This window comes from Tolypothrix sp. FACHB-123 (assembly GCF_014697075.1).
In the GTDB taxonomy this organism is placed as follows: Bacteria; Cyanobacteriota; Cyanobacteriia; order Cyanobacteriales; family Nostocaceae; genus Aulosira.
In genome coordinates, this window is sequence record NZ_JACJRE010000024.1 from 1 (window position 1) to 18,578 (window position 18,578).

The 18,578-nt window shown below is 41.0% G+C and carries 13 protein-coding genes, 5 tRNA genes and 1 pseudogene; 6 read left to right on the forward strand and 13 right to left on the reverse strand.

The window, feature by feature from the left end; genetic code table 11:
* Positions 1-235: 235 nt before the first annotated feature.
* A complete protein-coding gene (locus H6G41_RS16970; protein WP_190747367.1) occupies positions 236-697 on the reverse strand; it encodes a response regulator in 462 nt (153 codons plus the stop codon).
* Positions 698-1,017: 320 nt separating this feature from the next.
* Between H6G41_RS16970 and H6G41_RS16975 the strand changes: the two genes are divergently transcribed.
* Complete coding sequence (locus H6G41_RS16975; RefSeq protein WP_190747368.1) at positions 1,018-1,167, forward strand: hypothetical protein; 150 nt, start codon at positions 1,018-1,020, stop codon at positions 1,165-1,167.
* On the opposite strand, the gene H6G41_RS16980 is transcribed toward H6G41_RS16975, so the two are convergent.
* The 5 genes from H6G41_RS16980 to H6G41_RS17000 all read right to left on the reverse strand — a co-directional run bounded on the left by H6G41_RS16980 (position 1,151) and on the right by H6G41_RS17000 (position 3,432).
* Positions 1,151-2,755 (reverse strand): TROVE domain-containing protein, encoded by a 1,605-nt coding sequence (locus H6G41_RS16980; RefSeq protein ID WP_190747369.1) that lies wholly within the window; start codon positions 2,753-2,755, stop codon positions 1,151-1,153. The genes H6G41_RS16975 and H6G41_RS16980 overlap by 17 nt on opposite strands.
* A gap of 37 nt (positions 2,756-2,792) precedes the next feature.
* Positions 2,793-2,916 (reverse strand) — tRNA-OTHER (locus tag H6G41_RS16985).
* A gap of 33 nt (positions 2,917-2,949) precedes the next feature.
* A tRNA-OTHER gene (locus H6G41_RS16990) sits at positions 2,950-3,090 on the reverse strand.
* Positions 3,091-3,144: 54 nt separating this feature from the next.
* Positions 3,145-3,285, reverse strand: a tRNA-OTHER gene (locus H6G41_RS16995).
* Between the two features lie 27 nt (positions 3,286-3,312).
* Positions 3,313-3,432: transfer RNA gene (locus H6G41_RS17000), tRNA-OTHER, on the reverse strand.
* 648 nt (positions 3,433-4,080) lie between these two features.
* On the opposite strand from H6G41_RS17000, the gene H6G41_RS17005 reads away from it, so the two are divergent.
* Entirely contained in the window at positions 4,081-4,842 is a 762-nt protein-coding gene (locus H6G41_RS17005; protein ID WP_190747370.1) for a hypothetical protein, read from the forward strand.
* Between the two features lie 172 nt (positions 4,843-5,014).
* On the opposite strand, the gene H6G41_RS17010 is transcribed toward H6G41_RS17005, so the two are convergent.
* Positions 5,015-6,157, reverse strand: a complete 1,143-nt coding sequence (locus H6G41_RS17010) for a quinone-dependent dihydroorotate dehydrogenase (RefSeq protein ID WP_190747434.1) — start codon at positions 6,155-6,157, stop codon at positions 5,015-5,017.
* A gap of 174 nt (positions 6,158-6,331) precedes the next feature.
* Here H6G41_RS17010 and H6G41_RS17015 point away from each other — a divergent pair, with 174 nt between their 5' ends.
* From H6G41_RS17015 to H6G41_RS17025, 3 genes are all read left to right on the forward strand, one after another.
* Positions 6,332-9,217 (forward strand): GAF domain-containing protein, encoded by a 2,886-nt coding sequence (locus tag H6G41_RS17015; RefSeq protein WP_242037954.1) that lies wholly within the window; start codon positions 6,332-6,334, stop codon positions 9,215-9,217.
* 482 nt (positions 9,218-9,699) lie between these two features.
* A complete protein-coding gene (locus H6G41_RS17020) occupies positions 9,700-9,870 on the forward strand; it encodes a DUF2256 domain-containing protein (RefSeq protein ID WP_190747371.1) in 171 nt (56 codons plus the stop codon).
* Positions 9,871-9,902: 32 nt separating this feature from the next.
* Positions 9,903-10,868, forward strand: coding sequence for an isoaspartyl peptidase/L-asparaginase (locus H6G41_RS17025; RefSeq protein WP_190747372.1), 966 nt, complete (start codon positions 9,903-9,905; stop codon positions 10,866-10,868).
* A gap of 19 nt (positions 10,869-10,887) precedes the next feature.
* Here H6G41_RS17025 and H6G41_RS17030 read toward each other — a convergent pair whose 3' ends face one another.
* The 6 genes from H6G41_RS17030 to glcD all read right to left on the reverse strand — a co-directional run bounded on the left by H6G41_RS17030 (position 10,888) and on the right by glcD (position 17,702).
* On the reverse strand, positions 10,888-11,313 hold the full coding sequence (locus tag H6G41_RS17030) for a hypothetical protein (RefSeq protein WP_190747373.1): 426 nt from the start codon (positions 11,311-11,313) through the stop codon (positions 10,888-10,890).
* Between the two features lie 89 nt (positions 11,314-11,402).
* Positions 11,403-11,474: transfer RNA gene (locus H6G41_RS17035), tRNA-Lys, on the reverse strand.
* Between the two features lie 49 nt (positions 11,475-11,523).
* On the reverse strand, positions 11,524-13,785 hold the full coding sequence (locus tag H6G41_RS17040) for a GAF domain-containing protein (RefSeq protein ID WP_190747374.1): 2,262 nt from the start codon (positions 13,783-13,785) through the stop codon (positions 11,524-11,526).
* 420 nt (positions 13,786-14,205) lie between these two features.
* Positions 14,206-14,781, reverse strand: a complete 576-nt coding sequence (locus H6G41_RS17045) for a hypothetical protein (RefSeq protein ID WP_190747375.1) — start codon at positions 14,779-14,781, stop codon at positions 14,206-14,208.
* Entirely contained in the window at positions 14,781-16,025 is a 1,245-nt protein-coding gene (locus H6G41_RS17050; protein ID WP_190747376.1) for a glycoside hydrolase family 10 protein, read from the reverse strand. Before H6G41_RS17050 ends, H6G41_RS17045 begins: the two co-directional genes overlap by 1 nt.
* Positions 16,026-16,238: 213 nt before the next feature.
* Positions 16,239-17,702: a glycolate oxidase subunit GlcD gene (glcD, locus tag H6G41_RS17055; RefSeq protein WP_190747377.1), complete on the reverse strand. Its 1,464-nt coding sequence runs from the start codon at positions 17,700-17,702 to the stop codon at positions 16,239-16,241.
* Positions 17,703-18,000: 298 nt separating this feature from the next.
* Here glcD and H6G41_RS17060 point away from each other — a divergent pair.
* Positions 18,001-18,294 (forward strand): annotated as a pseudogene (locus H6G41_RS17060) (Uma2 family endonuclease); the annotation flags it as partial.
* Positions 18,295-18,578 lie beyond the last annotated feature (284 nt).

Consider the following 18,578-nt stretch of genomic DNA (forward strand, 5'->3'; position numbering starts at 1 on the left):
ATTCTACTTTGAGCATCCCTGCTTCATTCTCCACTACACCCATTTATTTACAGTAATATATTTTCTTGGGAAACTCCAGTTCTCAAAATGGACGAGGTTTAGCTATAAAATTAGACTAATTCAAACCATAATTGCGACAGATGAATTGACAGAACCTATATCTAGGCAAGAATTTCCAATCCAAAATCTAAAATCCAAAATCTAAAATGGCATTAGGCGATCGCTTTCTGGATTTTTATTGATATGATTGAGGCGCAATTTTATTTTTATTTATCAAATGCTTAATTTCTGTTAATAAAATCGTTGGCTCTACAGGCTTACTTACATAACTTTGAAAACCAGAAGCCAGAGCTATGCTGCGACTTTCGTCAGAACTAAGAGCAGTTAAAGCTATAGCTGGGATCTCTTTTTGTTCATAAATACCACCTTCTCTAATTTGGCGAATTAGAGAATAACCATCCATTTCTGGCATGGCAATATCAGAAATTAAAATATCAAATTTTGATTGTTTAATTGTTTCCAAAGCTTGGGACACCGACATTGCTGTTTTTACTTCCAAGCCAATATTTTCTAGGATAAAAGTAGTGAGAATCAAGCTATCTTCATTATCATCTACTAATAAAACTCGCAAGCCGTCTAGAGATTGAAAGTCTTTTGTATCTTCTTGAAGATGTGAATTGTCGGCGTTACTTGTCATTGTTAACATGTGCCTCCTTAGTTGCCTGCATCAATTACGGAGGAACTCCCAAGAGACAGCTATTATCTAACTGCCTCTTGGGAATCTAACAACAAGCTACCACAACATTAGGCATCTACCAGGTGAAATATTTGTTGCTCAATGCAATATTCAACCTATATAAGCCTTTATTAGCAGTTATGAATCTTTTAAAGGCGGGTGCGGGGATTGAACCCGCTATCCCCACAATGGTGGAGATACAACCGATAACCCTAAGTTCTTCGTCCTAAAAGGCAAGTTGCGAACTAGGATAACCCGCCATGTAGTATAAATTCTCAAAGATGAACGCGGATACAGGAGCACAGGAAGCACAAGAAGCAGAGGAAGCAGAGGGAGCAAAAGAGATATTTAATCAATGCCCCATACCCAATGTCCAATGCCCCATGCCCAATGTCCAATACCCCATGCCCCATTTTAAACTTCACCAGTAGCTAGCATCTGGATAATGCGAGGCGTTCCTGGATCGAATCCAGCTAAATCCCAAGATAGGGGATCTTTTGGATCTACTAAGGTAATGTTGTAAGGTGCCAAAGTGACATACACTGCCTTAGCATTGGGATTCACCTTCTCGCGGTACTGCGCCAAGGCTTGACTAGGATGCTTATAACCAGCCCATGACTCGTTATCTGTCCAAAAGCAAATGACATCGGCTTTGAACTTATTTTGAATCATCCAATCGTAAGCTACAGAAGCATCTGTACCACCAAAGTTTTGATTGCTAGCTTTTTTTATTGCAGAACTAAAAGTATCTTTGGCAGTGATACCTAATTCTCTAAATTCCGTTGCAAAGCCGCGAATCATGTAGTTTTTCTCAGCTTTGGCTGTGACTAGCGCCATTGTAGTGGCAATTTCACAACAGCTTAAGCCAACTGAATCAACCACACCCCAAGACATAGAGCCAGATACATCCACAGCGTGCATAAAAACTTTACCTGTGGGCTGTACAACATCAAAAGATAGTTCTAGCGCCTTTTCTAAAATATCTACAATCCGAGGAACTGGTTCCCATGTTTTCTGGCTGCGTCCTAATTTCCCACCAGATTGATAAGTTTTCAAAGCTTTTAAAACATCTATCGGATGGATACGACCTTTACGCAGATGTTCTTGCTTGTTGAGAACGCTTTCTACTCGCAAAATATTAGCACTTTCATCAGCGCGTAATACACCTAATTCTGTCAAGGAACCAAGGTTACGCAGCATTGCGCCAATAGGCATTTCTTGGAAAAGTAACTGCCAAGCTTGCTGATCCATTTTACCTACAGGGGCAGCCATTTCGTGAGTTAGACGGCCTTGGGCGATCGCTGTATGAGTTTCGCTAGGATTGCGCTTGAGCCACTCATACCACCAAATCTGCGCCAACGCTTCGGAGGGAATATCGGCTGGTAAATCTTCCCAACCTTTGACAACCCACTTATATAATTGGCGGTGATTTTCTGTAGGTGGTTTGACATGGAATAACCGCAATGCATCTCGATGAGAAAAGCCTTGACGCTGTTGATATTTCAACAATTGATAAGCCAAACCTTTAATATCATCACGAGATAGCCAAGTTTTCCCAGCTTCACGCACTACCTTACCAAATCCGCGCAGAGATTTAGTGTAGTTCAGCCATTCGTAGAAGTGGCTACCTGTACGTACAACTTGCCCAAATATCTCACCAAACGCCTTTTTAGCTTCTGGTGTTTCACCCATCGATAGCAGCACTAATGCTAATATTGGCGCACTGTTGTTGATGGCGCGTCCATCGCTAGCATAGAGAATTTCCTCAGCAACCCGCCCTGGATTTTCCGCCACAGCTTGTTTGATAACGGCAACAAAATCTTCTGTTAATTGCTGCTTTCCGGCGTAGTAAGTGCTTTTTGCCGTACCAATCAATAGACAACGGCGCAGCATTTTCCAAATACCCGCATCAAACATATAGCCGCCGGAACGTCCTTGAATCATCTCTGCTTCCCTTCCGGGGATAGGCTGAGTTTGCGGTGTATTAGTTTTCTTTTTAGTAAAAAAATTATAATTCATGACTTCATCTCCCGGCCCTTGCGGGCAAAAATGAAAGGTGGCAGGGCAGGACTCGAACCTGCGACATCCCGCTTGGAAGGCGATAACCCTCATTCTTCGGCCTTTACAGGCAAGGGGTGAACAAGGATGTTTTAGGCGCTCTACCACTGAGCTACCTGCCACATACAGAATTTTGGATTTTGGATTTTAAATTTTGGTGGATGAGGCAGGATTTGAACCTACAACCTTTGAAGTTGCGATAACCCTCGAATCGTCGGCCTTTTCAGGCAAGGTTGTGAACCAAGGACTATGGGTGTTAACCCATCCAATGCTCTACCAGATTGAGCTACCCATCCATATAAAAATTCAGAACTTGTACTAAGTTTGTCGGATGATTCAAAATTAAATTTTGGCGGATGGGGCAGGAATTGAACCTGCAACTTTTGAATTGACGATAACCCTCGAATCGTCGGCCTTTTCAGGCAAGGTTGTGAACCAAGGACTATGGGTGTTAACCCATTCAACGCTCTACCAAATTGAGCTACCCATCCATGCAAGAATTCAAAATTAGATTGTTGGTGGTGGAGCGGGAATCGAACCCGCGATCGCTCGAACCTAAATCGATAACCCTCAATTCGTCGGCCTTTGCAGGCAAAAGGTGAATAAGGATAAGCGCCTTACCACTTGGCTACCCACCACATAAAAATTCAAAATTTAAAAAATTAGGTTTGATTGTAGCGGAGCAGGATTTTCACCTACACCTCCAGAACTAAAATCAAGGATTTTTGTTGTTAAGTAATTTGCGATAACCCTCGATATGTCGGCCCTGACGGGCAAGGTGGGCGCTCTGGTATTTGAGCTATCCGCTACGGTTAACAGTTAAAAGCTTACTCCTTTGGGAATGTCGCCTTGTATTATTAATGTAATACATGTAGTATCGAGTGTCAAGTATCTCGGACGCTAATTTTGTAATTTATTGTTTAAACAAACCAGCAAGTTACAAATACAGCAGTTTTCATACCATTTCTCGAAATCTCAGCTAAAGATAATTCTCTCTCTAGGATTGCTTTTGCCCTGCGAAGTATAGATAAACACTGTAGTATCTATTTTTGCCAATAATTGCTAATGGCAAAAAATACTTTTTTTGGCAAAAATATTGATTTAACGTCACTACAGCCTAGATATTTTGTCAATTGTTCAGTTGGTTTACAGTGTATAAAAATTATTGATGTTATATTTTTCCAACAAATTTGCCGTGAGTTTGCCAAAATATACAAAAAAATGTCACAATTTTTGCCAAGATAATAGTTATTTCTTTTTTCACAATTCACTTGGCAGCAATGAGCATGAGTGAAAAGACATTAGAAGGCAGCGGGAAGGCTTTTCTCGTTCTGCTTTTGCCCATCTCGTTTTTGATTATTTTCCTGGTAACTACTTGGAAATTTTTACTAGCTTTGATTTTCTTGCTAACGGGCTTCAATCTTTGGCAATGGCGTCAATGGCAAAATTGGTGTGCGCAAGTTAATCCAATTTTCAATCGTCTAGTTTTGGACAATCAAGGTAAAGTCACACCGATGGACTTGGCAATTAAGGGTAATTTTTCGGGAACAGTCGCCAAACGTTACCTAGATACGAAAGCCAGCGAATTTGGTGCGAGTATTCAGAATTTGGAAGATGGCAATCTGGTTTATTACTTTATTAATGCCACCATTTTGGGAAGCATACTCGAAAGTAGTGAGCCAGTTAAAGAACTTACGGCTAAATCATTTGTCCAAACTGCGCCTGTATTGCTAGCACCAACGCTACCACAGACGCAGCCTGAAGCCGAAGAAGCCGAAAAAGCAGCAGCAGAAACTGAAGCTGAATTGTTACCCCCGGTAACTCATGAAGCTGTTACAGTACCTTTGGAAAAACAGTTAGTTTTTGGCTCTCTGATTCAATCAGAACTGGCTAAGAGATTAAATGTTTATTCCAGTACTGTATATAAACGGCGCAACGATCCTGATTTTCCGGAATGGAGTCGCAGCCGCGATCCTGATGGTATTGCTTGGTCATTTTCTCGGAGAAATAAAGAGTTTTTCCCTTTGGAAGAAGAAGATAAAAGTTAAAATTAGCAACTTTAATTGTCTTACTTTTGCCAAGGAAAAAATATCAACAATCAGCCCACAGTGAGGAGTTTTTCCGATGGGATTTAAATTAGCCCATTTCTGGAATGCGTGAGTTTGAGTTGCGGAATAAATCCCAACTCAAACTTGCAAAAATCATCACTGCGTCATTTTGTCAATTTTTAGCTTTTGCTGCTAAACCGACAGCAGCATTAATAGAAGTTAATCCGCTTTCTTCTAACTTAGAAAGTAAACCTGTGAGAATGCGGCGTACCATCATCGGGCCTTCGTAAATCCAGCCTGTGTAAACCTGAATCAGGCTAGCACCAGCAGTAATTTTTTCCCAAGCATCGGCTGCGGAAAAGATACCACCAACGCCAATAATGGGCAATTGCCCTTGGGTTTGCTGCCAAATAAAACGAATTACTTCGGTTGAGCGATCGCGTAATGGTGCGCCGCTAATTCCACCAGCTTCTTCTTGTACAGGCTTGCCAGTTTTAGCAATAATTTGAGTTTTCAGCAAATCGCGGCGAATAGTCGTGTTAGTGGCAATTAACCCGGCAATTTGATAGGTATGAGCCAAAGTAATAATATCCGCGATCGCTTCCCATTCTAAATCGGGTGCTATCTTGACAAAAATCGGCTTTCGTGTTTTATTGTCTTGTTGCAATAAATCCAAAATAGAGCCGAGCATGGCTGCATCTTGGAGCGATCGCAACCCTGGCGTATTCGGGGAAGAAACATTGACTACAAAATAGTCTCCCAAATCCTGAAGTAAACGAAAACTATTGAGGTAATCGTTTGCAGCATCTTCGAGGGGGGTAACCTTAGATTTACCTAAATTTATACCGATAGGTATGCGCTGATTTAATTCTTGTTTCCCTTGTGCTAATCTTGCCGCCATTGCTGCTGCACCGCTATTATTAAAGCCCATGCGATTGAGGACAGCTTGGTCTAAAGGTAAGCGAAACAATCGAGGACGAGGATTGCCTGGTTGGGGAACAAATGTTACCGTTCCTAATTCAGTAAAACCAAAACCAAAACTTGACCAAAGCTGGGTAGCAAGACCATCCTTGTCAAACCCAGCTGCTAAACCTAAAGGATTGGGAAAGTTTAGACCAAATAGATTTTGTTCTAAACGGGGGTCATATAAACATAATGACTGCTCAAGGAAGTGTTTCACCCAGCTAGCAGGGGGGCGATCGCTTGTTTGGGATAGCCAACCAAGAGTGTTAATTGTCTTGTGGTGTAACCACTCTGGATCTGCTTTAAGCAGATTAAACAAAAGTGGTCTAATTGCTAATTGATAAATATCCATGTCAATTGGAGTTAGGGCATTAGACATTGGTCTTTAGTCATTTGTCCACAGTCAACAGTCAACAGTCAACAATATTTTCCAGGTAAACTTTCCCTATATCCCCATTTTTAGATGTTATTTTTAACTGCAATTTAGTATCATGGTGCATTTCTGGGCATCTTATATATTACAAGTATGTTGACTAATAATCAGATGGGGCCGCCAGAAAAACCTACAGCTGCTGAAAAACAGATACTTTCCTTGGGGCGTGTCCTTCAGAAACTCAGGGAAGAGGATAATGTTGAAGTTTTAATTGAAACTACTATTGCTTATATTAGAGAGCAATTTGATTACCAGCTAATTTGGGTTGCTCTTTATGATCGCCTAAATCATACATTATTCGGTAAAGGTGGCATCACGCCTAATAAAGAAACTAATTTTTTATATCAGCGGTTAGTTCTTAGTCCTGGAGATTTATTAGAACAAGTCGTGATTGAACAGCGTCCGCTGGGGCTAGCAGATTTAAGAGTTGAACACCGCGCTGAGACATTAAAAGATGTAGCCAAAAAATTTCAAATCCAAGGAACGGTAATTTTACCAATTCGCTATCGAGACTGCTGTTTGGGTTTGGTATTACTCGGTTCCCAAAACTGGGGCTATTTATTGGGTGGAGATGCTAAGGCCAGACTTTTAATAGTCTTAGCAGAATTAGGAGCAATACTTTATCAACATGAGATAGATCTGCAACAAAAGCAAACCAAGCGGATTGAGGAGCCTTTGTTGCAATTGCTAGAGAATTTACGCTCCCTAACTAATTTTGAGGAAAAATTAGAAACAGTTGTCGAAGCCATTCATCAATTTGTTGCGCCTTCGCGAACAAATATTTACTGGTTTCAACGTGAAGGACGCTCTTTTTGGTGTCGGGCGAGCAATCAGCTTGTCAACCCAGGACGCAATGCGCCTCCATCTCAACCTGCATTAGGAATTTCCGCCCAGGACTTAACAGAATTTTATTATGCTTTAGCAGTCAATCAAATTGTCTGGATTGGGGAATCGCGTAGTTCTCTCAACACCCATGTTACAGGCAAACTACTACAACGCCTGCGAGTGCGATCGCTTTTAGCAGCTCCTATTATCTGTCAAAAGGACTTGCTGGGTTTTGTCGCAGTAGAAGGTCATCAACCACGCATTTGGACTGATGCAGACAAAAATTTTATTCAAAGCGCTGCGGGATTGATTTCTTTGGCTGCGCCTACGGAAAACATGGAAGGTACCATCAGCCAAATTCAAGCTGATGCTCAGTTAACTAGTCAAGTTGCTCAAGCTATTTATAGCCAGCATGACTTGCAACAAGTACTACACATCTGTGCGCAGCGAGTGTTAGAGCGACTAGCTACTACCCGCTTTTTATTGTTGCGCTACGATCCCGATCAAAATCACTATCAAATCCTCCACCAAAGCCAAATTCAGCATCGCAGACCATTGACATTTACCCTCAATGCTCTGAAAGATTTGGATAGACAGCTGTTGCAACGTGCTACAGAAGCTGTAGAAATTGAAAATTTAGATGACGATCTGCGATTTTTTAATTGGCGTCCATTTCTGAGCGAACATGGCGTGCATTCCTTGTTGGTTTGCAACTGCTCTCAAGGTAATTCACCTACAGCCCTTGTCGTCATTGCTGATGAAAAGTACCGTTCCTGGACGACTTTAGAAAAGGAATTGCTGTGGATTGTGAGTCAACAAGTGGGTGTAATTGTCCGTCAGTGGCAGCTACAAGACAATAACGAGCAGCAAAAAACAATTTTACAAAGTTTTCAACAATGCTTGCATATTCTGGGACAAAGCCAGAGTCCAATCACACAGACAGAAGAATATCATTTAGAACGCACGGCACTGCAACAAATTGCATCTGTTGTCAATTGTCCTTTGGCAATCATGCTCTCTTGGTCACCTGGTGAGTATCAAGCAAAAATTATACCTGGAGTATTTACCAATGAGGGATTCGAGGTTGTTGTCAATACATCTATTTCTATCCACACTGAAGTTCTGATTCAATGGGCATTGAGCCAAGATAGCTACTTAAGCTTGACTATAGATGATTTACCACCACCAACCAGAAATTGGTTGTATGGTTATGATATTGGTCAAATTTTAGTGATAGTATTACGTACTTCTACGGCTTGCCAACCTAAAAGTGTGGTAATACTAGCAGACCATAGACAGCGTTATTGGTCAGAACAAAGCCTGAATGCCGCAGAAACGCTGGTTTTTCAACTAGCATGGTTACAGCGTCAACAGGACATTACACAACTTCTAGAGTCTACAACCCAAGACTTACGCCAGCTCAATTGGTACAAGCACCGTTATCTCGAAGAAATTTATAGAGCAACAACACCATTAATATCGCAAATCAATGATTTGGGGATTAATGCTCAAGAAGTCAAAGATACACGTACTCAGCCACTATTACGGCAATTAGAACAGACAACAGCGGCGATCGCCGAATTGCTCAAAAATGAGCAATGGGAATTACAAATGAAATGGGAAACTGTACCCATAGCCAGTTTGTTGAAAAGAGCGATCGCCCGATTAGACAATTTACTCAAACAAAATAAGTTGTGGATTGGCGTACATGGTTTAGCATCGTCAGATGCAAATCAAGACTCGATTAAAACTGCTGCGGATCTCAATATTACTCAAGCCTTAGCCAATCAATCTGCAATGGCGATCGCTGGTGATATTGCCAAAATAGAAATGGTGCTTCATGAATTATTGCTTGCAGCTTGTCACCGTTCTCCATCAGGCGGCAGAGTTGATATTTGGTGTCGCCGTTTAGAAGCAGGAATGTTAGATATTTCCATCACAGACAACGGGGAGATAGAATCACAGCTACTAGCAGAACTCAATCAAACCCAACCCAAGGATGTGCTGGCTGTGTCTAGCCTAGATCGACCACCTGGTTTACATTTACTAATCTGCCAAAATTTCAGCCGCCAAATGAAAGGAGAATTGCATTTCTATCAATTAGAAGATAGTCGCATAGTCAGCCGTTTATTATTGCCGTTAGCAAATCACTGAACAGGACTTACGCAAGCAAAATTTGTCATTGCGACCGGAACGAAGTGTAGGGAAGCAATCCCAGAATATCAGGCGATTACGTCGCTACGCTCGTAATGACGTAATTCGGTAATTTTTGCGTAAATACTCTCTATGAATAAGTTATTAAAACAACATCATATTTTGACTTGATTTGTGAGGGGTATAACCCACAAATTTGCAGACTTTTTACTAGTAGCAAATCCCTAGACTTACTGAGATTTGTCTCGGTCTAAATCGCTGAAAATACAGCCAAAATCTATCTATATAAGGCTTTTGACAATTGCTAGAGAGTCTCAATAGCCCCAAATCTGCCTGAATCCTCCATTAGAATGGGCAGAAATAACCCTATAGGGGGAGTCACCCCACATTTATTTGCTAAAAGTATCCTCCGGTTGTAACAATTTAGTTATAATATTTTTCCATTGCTCTCGCATTTTTTCTCTAATTTACACAGTATTGATATGGGGCGTACACGTTCTAAATCTGACTTGCCTACAAAAATCTGTCTGGTATGTGAACGTCCCTTTACCTGGCGCAAGAAATGGCAAGATTGCTGGGACGAAGTCAAATACTGCTCAGAACGTTGCCGCCGTCGGCGTTCCGAGGTTAAAAATGAAACTAACTCAAACTAACACCACACAGACGCAAATAGCGCAAACAATATATGAAGTTACAGGTGCAGCCAAAATTAATTATTCATGGAGGGGCTGGTAGTTCACTACACGGAAAAGGTGGAGTGGAGGCGGTGCGCCAAGCGCTTTATCAAGTGGTAGAGGAAGTGTATTCTCTGCTAGCTTCTGGAGCAAATGCTTCTGAAGCTGTGGTGCTAGGCTGCCAATTGTTGGAAGATAACCCCCGCTTTAATGCTGGTACTGGTTCGGTACTGCAATCTGATGGGCAAATTCGCATGAGTGCTTCCCTGATGGATGGAACATTAGGACGCTTCAGTGGTGTCATTAATGTCTCACGGGTAAAAAATCCAATCCAGTTGGCACAATTTTTACAAACATCTCCAGACAGAGTACTGTCAGATTACGGTTCAGCAGAACTGGCGCGGGAGTTACAAATTCCTAGCTATAACGCTTTAACTGATTTGCGGTTACAAGAATGGATACAGGAACGGCAGGATAATTTTAAAAGCACAATGGCTGGGGTGATAGCAGAACCAGAACTTGTGGAAAGCAGTAATGCTGGACGTGGCACTATAGGTGTAGTAGCTTTAGATACCTATGGTAGATTATCTGCTGGTACTTCTACGGGCGGTAAGGGTTTTGAGCGGATTGGCAGAGTTAGTGATTCGGCTATGCCTGCGGGTAATTATGCAACTACCAAAGCGGCTGTAAGCTGTACTGGGATTGGGGAAGATATTATTGATGAATGTCTAGCCGCCAAGATAGTTGTGCGCGTAACTGATGGGATGTCGTTGCAAGAGGCGATGCAGCGCTCATTTGCAGAAGCTCATGACAATCAACGGGATTTTGGCGCGATCGCACTGGATGCAACAGGCGCGATATCTTGGGGTAAAACTAGCCAAGTCTTACTCGCTGCCTACCATGACGGTTACAAGCTGGGCGATACTTTAGAACTACCAGTAGCGACAAACGTTGGTTGTATCGTTAATCCTGAGTAAATTATTGAAAACTCGGTAATTAACAATAAGAACGAATGTGATCGCTTTGATAACGAACGTCGTCATGTTGGTAACGAATGCGATCGCTTTGATAACGAACGTCGTCACGTTGATAACGAATGCGATCGCTTTGATAACGAACGTCGTCACGTTGGTAATGAATGCGATCGCTTTGATAACGAACGTCGTCACGTTGATAACGAATGCGATCGCTTTGATAACGAACGTCGTCACGTTGGTAATGAATGCGATCGCTTTGATAACGAACGTCGTCACGTTGATAACGAATGCGATCGCTTTGATAACGAACGTCGTCACGTTGGTAATGAATGCGATCGCTTTGATAACGAACGTCGTCACGTTGGTAACGAATGTCGTCATGTTCATAACCAACATCGTCATGTTCTCGATGAATGTCGTGATTTGAGTGACTACAGCTTGTCAATTTGCAGAATGCGATCGCATTTCCTCATCTCAAACTTTAATTCGCAAAACTTCTATTGCTATTCAAGTAATTTCAAAACTTTCAGGAGATGGGTGACCTGAGATTCGAACTCAGAACCAGCGGATTAAGAGTCCGATGCTCTACCGTTGAGCTAGTCACCCATACAAAAAGTGATTATAGCAAATCGCTAGCGGCTTTACTAGTCCTAAATCAGAGCAATTTTTTGGCTATCGGGAATTTCACGATAAAGCTAGTTCCTCCGGCTACGCTTTCTACTTGAATTGCACCGCCTAAATGTTGCACCATTTTCTCGACTAATGCTAGTTCTAGACCAGTTCCGCTATGTTTCCAAGAATCGTTTTGGGCAAGGTGATAAAATGGCTGAAAAATTTTTGCCTGTTGTTTGGCAGATATTTCTAACCCGGAATTGTGGAAGCTAATCTGCATCATATCTGCTATCAAGTATGCAGATACGGTAATTGTCTCACCTGCTGGTGTGTATTTGCAGACATGGCTTAAAATTTCGGTGACGATGCGCTCTAATTCGGTGATCTCTGTTTCTAAAGGTGGGAGTGCTGTTTGAATATCCAGTTTTAAATGCTGACGCTGACAGGCTGTAACTTCGCGAAAGGATTCAATAATTGGATGTAGCCAGGTTTGTAAATCGATGGGGATAAGGGTATGACGATCAAGTGGGGTTTGGGTTTGGGTGAGTGTCAGTAAGTCTTTAATTAATTTGCTACCTCTGCCACATTCACTATGGAGAATCTGCAATAATTGGGAAACTATATCTTTATCGGCTAATTTCTCGGTTGTGAGGACACTTTCTAGGGTTTGGGCTGCAAGGCTAATGCTGGTGATGGGTGTGCGCAATTCTTGAGCTAGGGTGCGGAGAAATTCGCTTTTGCGGCGATCGCTTTTATTTAATTCTTGCGCCTGGGTTTGGATAGTTTCATTCAACCGTGATTGACGCAGAGCGATCGCACATTCATTGGCGATTTGCGCCACTATTTCCTGTTCCCATTCATCAAATGGTTGTTGTGTGGCGCGAATCACCCAAAGATTACCAATCATTCTTTGAGCATCAAATATCGGGTAAGCTATCTGCGTAATTAGCCGGATTTGGGGTTGCCATCCAGGTAAAATTTCTACAGAATGCAGAGGTTGTTTTTGCAGGAGTTTTTGATAAACTCCGGGGAAGTCTGCAACTGATTTCGTTGATCCTGCACAGAATGGTGGGCTATTGCTGTATTCATAGACTATGGTTGCTGTGGTGCAGTCAGGATCGTAAAGTTCAAGATGACAGCGATCGCTTTGTAATAATTTGGCTAATTCCCAAACTGCTATTTCTAGTATCTGGCTGATATCTACATCGTTGCGGATTTTTTCTGTAATCTGTCGCGTCAATCCTTGAAATGCTTGGATTTTCTGCAATTGGGCTGTATAGTTATGCCTTTGCAATTCCATTTCAGCTTTAAGTTGCTGTACTTGCTGCTGAAGTTCTATTTGCTGGGTTGCAATACCAATTTGATTTGCGAGATGCTTAAGTAAGTCAATTTCTGAATCTTGCCATTGATGTGGTTTATGGCAATGCTGGGCAATCAATAGCCCCCATAACTGCTGCTGGGATAAAATTGGCACAACTAAATTCGCCCGAACTTGCAACGAGGCGAGAAAGTCAATTTGACAAGGATGTAACCCAGCTGCGTAGATATCTTCAATTACTTGAATCCCTCCTCGTTGATAGCGATCGCGATTTTTGCTACTAAAGCAAGGATCGCTGATATTTTGATTCAACAAAGGGCCGCTAGCCGCTATAGTGGCTTCAGCAACGATCGCATCATTGCCATCAGCTATGAAGCGGTAAATTAAAACGCGATCGCTATCTAATAAATTCCGCCCTTCTTTAACTATCTGTGAGAGAATTGTCTCTAAATCTTCAGCTTGACCAATTCTTTGGGTGATCGCTTCTACCAATTTTGCTCTTTGCTGCTGTAAGCGATCGCTGCGTTCTACCTGCTTTGTCGGCGTAATATTACTACTAGTGCCAATTAAACGGTAAATCCTGGAGTTCTCATCTCGTAAGGGCGTTAAAGTCGTACTCCACCAAGTTTTAACTCCTTGAAATTGCAAGCATTGTTCATAGGAAATAGTTTTACCAAACCGCACGCAGTCACTATAACGCTGGCGTACCTTAGCCGCATCCGCAGGTGAGAGAATATCCTCTGGTTTTTTCCCTTTAAGTTCATCCGAGCGAATTCCGATCCAGCGTTCATGAGTTGGGTTTAGCGCCACATAGCGAAAATCCCCATCTTCGAGAACATCTACTACAAAAATCGATGCTTGCCCAGAATCGTATATGCTCAGTAGAAACTGCTCACTACTACTTTGATCCGCATTTGTTCCGAAGAGAAAGTAAGGCGGTGATAGTGGTTTCATCTCTACAATTGATTCGGATTGATTAATATTCATGCGAGAGTCCCTGTATGGTGTTACTGACTCATCTAGGCGCTCTCGTAATTTTTCCTATAGTAAAAATCTCCCTTAGCGCCTACAGCAAAGGATTGTCAGCCTTTATTTGTGGTTATTTTGTTTCTTTTTCTATTGACAATCAAAAATCTCGACAAGCTTATCAAAGTAAGCTTAATAATTTCTTATTCATGAAAAGCTGAAATGCATGAACAAGTTAGTGCAAAGAGAATCGAGTTTTGATTGTTAACAATTCCTTAAGATTTTTGCACATATTTTATGTACAATCAAGCCGGATCGTCAAGATTTGCAATAATTCTTTATGGTTGACTGTTGACTGTTGACTGTTGACTGTTGACTGTTGACTGTTGACTGTTGACTGTTGACTGTAGTTACCACTAACAACTGACAACTGACTACTGACTATTGACTATTGACTAATATATACATATTTATCCCAGTAAGTATTGCTAATACTAACCAAGCGATCGCTAAACCGATGACTTCGCCTAAAAATATTTCGCTGATTTGGCGTAAAATTATACCGATAGCTGAGCCGATAGCTAGAGCGATCGCCCAACTCACTGCACTAATGAATATCCAGCGCCAAGCGAAAGCAACTGATTGATAAATGGCTAACCATTGGGCGATTCCTAGGACAAAACCGCCCAAAGCGCCGGAAAATGCACTATCAAGGATTCTTAAAGGGAAAAATTGCCTGCTGGGGACAAACCAACCTAATACACCCACACCCATAAGTGCGATCGCCATCCAAGCACTAACGGTGAAAAATAACCAGCGTACACCGAAGTTAGTGTGTTTGAGGATGAGCATTTGCGCTGAGGCGATCGCTAAAGAACCAATAAAAGCTTGTAAAATTCCCACATCTGGCTTTTCGCCAATCTCAACGAATAGTAAACTCAGCACAAAACCGCTAAAAGTAGCGATCGTCCACTGTAATGTAAAGCTAAATTGAGTTTTGGCTGGTGCAAATAGCATCAAATTCTCTTTGGTAGTAGGATTGGTCTTGTTGCTTTCGCCGTAAATATTTCTTGAAATACTCTGCGCCTATGTTGTGGCGCTTCTGGGGAGATATAACCCCATAAACTTTCCCAGTAGAAAAATGAAATACCGGAAAATTTGCGATCGCGTACTACTTGTACCTGTTCTCTAATTTGGGCGATATCTACAGAATTTTTTAAAGTTCCCGTTGTAATTCCAATAGCTACCGGAATTTGACTGCGCGCAAATTCCACCGCAGGCTGTTTTAGTTCCCGAATAAAACTATTTTTATCATCCCGATAAACCTGCAAAATCAACTCATCAACCAACCCTTTTTTTACCCAATCTTCCCAATTTTGTAAGTAATATTTGTAAGCAAAAGCTTGAGAATTAGGAGACAAAGAAATTTTCGCGTATGGTTTAATCGCCTTCACAGCTTGATAAATTGCAGCCATAAAATCAGTAATTTTATCGGCTCGCCAACGCATCCATTCTGGGTTAAAAGGATTATTTGGCGGACTTTTACCTTCATGTTCTTGTTGATAAAGCTCAACAGTAAAAGCATCGTAACCAAACTGTACAGGCATCCCAAAATGATCGTCAAGCTGAATTCCATCTACATCATAATTAGTCACAACTTCTACAATTAGTTCTTGAATAAACTCTTGCACTTGCGGATGTAGAGGATTGAGCCAAGCTTGCTTAGTAGTATGATTATTGCCAATTTCTTCCAGGGGAACTTCGTTAACAGATTTAATTCCGGCTTGTCCAATTGTTAACCAATCTGTATATCTTGTAGCTAATTCCGAATTAGGTGGTGTCATGAACCCATATTCAAACCAAGGAATTACACTTATACCTTTAGGTTTAGCCAGTTTAATAAACTTAGCTAAAATATCATCTCCCCCATGCATTAATTTGAGAACAGGTTGAGTATTTACTCCTATAATTTTTTGGGCTACTTTACTATTATAAAAAGTATGCCCGCGATTCCAGACAACAGGATAAATGGTATTGAAGTTCAGTGCTGCAAGTTGGTTAATAGCACGATTAATACCCCAAGGGACAAATAACACCCCGCTAGCAACATTAGTTAGCCAAACCCCACGAATTTCTGTTGTGGTTGGACGACTGGCTTTTTGGTCATTAACTGATTGAGAAGGAAGCGAAAATGTAATTGCAAATAATATTAATCCCAAACACAGCCAGTAACAAAAATAACGGCGGGCAAACCGATTCATCTGTAGGTTTGACTTACTTTTCAATGGATATCAGGAATATATATAACTACTAAATAAAATGCAATAATCCGGATTATTTATTTATATCTAAAATAATTTGTAAATACACAAAGGCAATAGAATTATAAATTACCAAATCTAAATAAGGTGGGCAATACCCACCTTACAGTTATTGTTATTGATAAGCACAAATAACAAATAAAAAGTTATTTTTTAATACTTTTCTACGCCTTCAAATTGCTTGATATTTGCTATATTTGCAGCTTCACCACAAGTTCGAGGTGTAGGAAATATTTTTTCTGGGTTGGCTAAACCTCTGGGATTAAATACTTGTCTCACCCATTGCATAGTTTCTAAATCAGTTTGACTAAACATATCGGGCATATAACATTTTTTATCTGCACCGATACCATGTTCGCCCGAAATACTACCGCCAACTCTCACGCAAAGTTTGAGAATTTCTCCACCTAATTCTTCCACTTTTTCTAAAGCTCCAGAGATAGCATTATCATAAAGAATTAGTGGATGTAGGTTACCATCACCTGCATGAAAAACATTGGCAACACGGTACCCAAATTTTTGACTTAATAATTCAATTTCTTGTAACACATAGGGTAATTGTGTCCGGGGAATTACGCCATCTTGCACATAATAATCAGGACTTAAGTGTCCCGCAGCCGCGAACGCAGCTTTACGCCCTTTCCACAATTTCAAGCGCGTTTCTGGGTCGCTAGCAGAAGTCACATTTCTAGCACCATTCTGTTTACAAATATCAATAACTCGCTGTTTATTTCCGGCAACTTCTACTTCCAAACCGTCTATTTCTATGAGTAAAATTGCTGTCGCATCGCGGGGATAACAATTTGTAGCAACAACATCTTCCACAGCATTAATACTAAAGTTATCCATCATTTCCATACCACCAGGAATAATCCCTGCACTGATGATATCGGAAACCGCAGCACCAGCTGCTTCTACACTGGTGAAATCTGCTAACAATACACAAATTGATTCAGCGCTTTTGAGAATTTTTAAGGTAATTTCTGTAGCAATTCCCAAAGTACCTTCGGAACCAACAAAGATACCTGTTAAATCATAACCTGGCATTTCCGGAATTTGTCCGCCAACATCAACAATTTCCCCATCGGGAAGGACGAGTTTTAAGCCTAAAACATGGTTAGTAGTCACACCATATTTGAGACAATGTACTCCACCAGAATTTTCGGCGATGTTACCACCAATTGAGCAGATAATTTGGCTGGAAGGATCTGGTGCATAGTAAAAACCAGCACCACTGACAGCTTGTGTTACCCAACTATTAATTACGCCTGGTTGCACTACAGCCCGTTGATTATCTAAATCAATGCTGAGTATTTGCCGCATTAAAGAAGTGACAATTAAAACTGAATTTTCTAATGGTAAAGCACCACCAGATAAACCAGTTCCCGAACCCCGCGCAATAAAGGGAAGGGAATATTGGTTACATATCTTTACAGCTGCTGCAACTTGTTCTGTAGTTCTTGGTAGTACAACAATAGCCGGACGTTGACGATAGCCGGTTAAACCATCACACTCATAAGTGATGAGTTCTTCGCGCCGTTGTACCACGCCATTTTTACCAAGAACAGCCTCAAAAGCGTTAACGATTAATTTCCAGTTACGTTGTTGGGTAAGCATAAGTGTTGTGTAATGGGGATGCACTGGTAATGCTAAAGAATATTGTGACAGGAGTTACAGGGAAGCGATCGCATTTTTAGCATTGTTTTCCTGAGTGCGATCGCCTTCTTCCTATCTATCTCATCGACTAAGCTATAGATAATGCCCTCAAATAGTCGATAAAGTCATGGTTGAGCAACTTCTAATCAATGATGATGATTACTATAGCGATCCTATTTCAGTTGTGAAAAATATCGGTTTTGGCTGTTGACTGTTGACTGTTAACTGTCAACGGTTAACATTCAACAACCCTGTTATTTACTATATTGTATACGATCCTACCCAACAGTTAGGAAATAAAATATTTTACGTTTATGAATTAAGAGGCAGATGCTACTTTGAAACTCCAGAAACTTGGTGAGAACAAGTTAGTTTAGGCGTGACTCTCTGGGAAGGTAAATTTGAAAATAGACAAGATACCTGGTTGCGCTGGTGCGATCGAAATGGTGGTGTTTTAGCAACTGGTGATGAGCTTGCTGAACAAGCAGAAAATCGCGCTCAATTATTAGCAGAAGGACTGAGATCTATGGGTATAGATCCGGAAAATCTCTAGCAATATTTGTAGGATAGATATTACCCGCCGAAACCCAGATATGGTGAGCATTATCCAATGTCAAGGCTGGAGTCTCACCAAAGCATTAGCTACCCTATATATACAAATATTTTTGGTGAATTCAAAGTTTATTACTAAATACTTATATAATTAACTAATGTTGTAAAACTCAACTTTAGAGTTTAAATAAATGTAATAACTTATATTCTTGAGAATTATTGCTTTAAAATTATTTAATCAATAACTTAGAATCCTGCAACAATTTTGTTGGTAAATAATCAGTT